Source organism: Paratractidigestivibacter sp. (assembly GCF_052362415.1).
In the GTDB taxonomy this organism is placed as follows: Bacteria; Actinomycetota; Coriobacteriia; order Coriobacteriales; family Atopobiaceae; genus Paratractidigestivibacter.
Genome location: NZ_DAWEMK010000192.1, coordinates 1 through 1,946 on the forward strand (window position 1 = coordinate 1; position 1,946 = coordinate 1,946).

The 1,946-nt window shown below is 67.5% G+C and carries 1 protein-coding gene; it reads left to right on the forward strand.

Features of this window, described 5'->3' with window-relative positions; all coding sequences use genetic code 11:
• Positions 1–460: 460 nt before the first annotated feature.
• On the forward strand, positions 461–1,946 hold a 1,486-nt coding region (locus ACT84W_RS10805), incomplete at its 3' end, for a YgiQ family radical SAM protein (protein ID WP_444329221.1).

Sequence of the window (1,946 nt, forward strand, 5' to 3'; positions counted from 1 at the left end):
GCCGTCGTAGGTCAGGGCGGACTCGGCGAAGCGCTCGAGCGTCTCTAGGCCGTTGTTGTCGGGTGAGCCCATGTGCCTCCTCATTCGCGCGGCGGGCCGAAGTTGCATTATTTTAATAATATGCCATGAGACCGCGGCGGGTTCTTGCAGATACGAGCGTTAAACGACGATTGAGCGGATATGCTCCGCGAACGGAAAAGCCCCCGCCGAGGAAGGGGAACGGCGGGGGCTACAAGGAAAGAAGGTACTTACAATGTACCCCGTCCCACGCCGCTCAATCACCCGCAGGTCAAGTACACATTCCCGCCACGCGGCCTCCATGCGCGCGCCACAAACCTTTTGCTCGGGGCACGCCGGGCCGGCTCTGCGCGCGGCATACCGGGCCCCGTGCGCAATTCAGCCCGGCCGTAGCGGCTGGTTGCGGCTAGGATAAGTGAAGAAACCAGCGCGAAGGAGCCTCATGCCAGACCAGCACCGCAGCAAGAAGCACAAGCCCTCCCCCGCCGCGGGCCCAGGACGGTCGGTGGCCGCGGGCCAGGGAAAATCCGCAGCCGCGAGCGCGAAACAGCACGCCAAGCCCGCGGCGCCGAAGCGCCCCGTCAAGCCCGCCGCCCCCGAGCGCCCGCCGCGCGAGGCCTTCCTCCCCGTGAGCCGAGCGGACATGGACGCCCGCGGTTGGGACCAGTGCGACTTCGTCTACATCTGCGGCGACGCCTACGTCGACCACCCGAGCTTCGGCATGTCCATCGTCAGCCGCGAGCTCGAGGCCCACGGCTACAAGGTGGGCATCATCTGCCAGCCCGACTGGCACGACCCGGAGAGCATCGCCGCGCTCGGCGATGCTCGCCTGGCCTTCCTCGTCAGCGCGGGAAACATGGACTCCATGGTCAACCACTACACCGTGGCAAAGAAGCGCCGCCACAAGGACTTCTACACCCCCGGCGGCCGCATGGGCGCGCGCCCCGACCACGCCGTGACGGTCTACTCCAACCTCATCCGCCGCACGTTCAAGCACACCCCCATCGTACTCGGGGGCATCGAGGCGAGCCTGCGGCGCCTCGCGCACTACGACTACTGGTCCGACTCCCTCAAGCGCTCGGTGCTTCTGGACTCGGGCGCGGACCTGCTCCTCTACGGCATGGGAGAGCGCTCCATCGTCGAGATGGCCGACGCCCTGGCCGGCGGCATCCCCATCGACCAGGTCACCTGGATCGCGGGCTCGGCGTACAAGGCGCGCTCCCTCGACGACGTGTACGACTACGAGCTTTTGCCCACCTACGACGAGCTGCGCGCCGACCGCCTCGCCTACGCACGGAGCTTCGCCGTCCAGTACCGCAACATGGACTCGATCACGGCCAAGCGCCTCGTGGAGCCCTACCCCGCCGACAACCTCTACGTCGTGCAGAACCCGCCCACGGCGCCTCTCTCTACCGAGGAGCTCGACGCCGTCTACGAACTGCCCTACGCGCGCGCCTGGCACCCGGACTACGACGCCGCGGGCGGCGTGCCGGCGTTCGACTTCGACGAGGTGCGCTTCTCCATCGCGGCGAACCGCGGGTGCTTCGGCGAGTGCAGCTTCTGCGCCATCACCTTCCACCAGGGCCGCGTCGTGCAGGTGCGCAGCCACGACAGCATCATGCGCGAGGCGGAGGCGCTCACGCACGACCCGAGCTTCAAGGGCTACATCACCGACGTGGGCGGCCCCACGGCGAACTTCGGCCGCTCCGCCTGCGACAAGCAGGCCAAACACGGCGTCTGCTCGAACCGCCGCTGCATGTGGCCGAAGCTCTGCCCCAACATGGTGGTCGAGGAGGACTCCTACGCCGACCTGCTGCGCGACCTGCGCCAGCTCCCGGGGGTAAAGAAGGTCTTCGTCCGCAGCGGCGTGCGCTTCGACTACACCCTGGCCGACAAATCCGACAAGTTCCTCGACGAGCTCGTGCGCC